We start from the raw sequence: 213 nt of genomic DNA, 5'->3' as shown, positions 1-213 counted from the left end.
CACTGATCCATGCCGAAAGCCCGGTCGAAACACTTTCGGTGGACGATGTGGCGGAAGCCGTGTCGCGGGCAGTCTCCGGCGGCCTTCCTTCAAAGGATATCGATCTCGCCGCCAATGAAGTCCTGACGCTCGCCGATCTCGTTCACCTGCACCGGCAGTGGCTGGGCCTGCCGCCCGCCCGCGTCTTCGCCCTGCCCCCCTGGCTGGCCAGGC

1 pseudogene is annotated in these 213 nt (G+C 66.7%); it reads left to right on the top strand.

The window, feature by feature from the left end:
* Nucleotides 1-213, top strand: a pseudogene (locus AF337_RS18120) (oxidoreductase); the annotation flags it as partial.

The organism is Rhizobium ecuadorense (assembly GCF_001187535.1).
GTDB lineage: Bacteria > Pseudomonadota > Alphaproteobacteria > Rhizobiales > Rhizobiaceae > Rhizobium > Rhizobium ecuadorense.
Note: the sequence above shows the minus strand (reverse complement) of the source record. Positions and strands in the feature narration are given on the sequence as shown.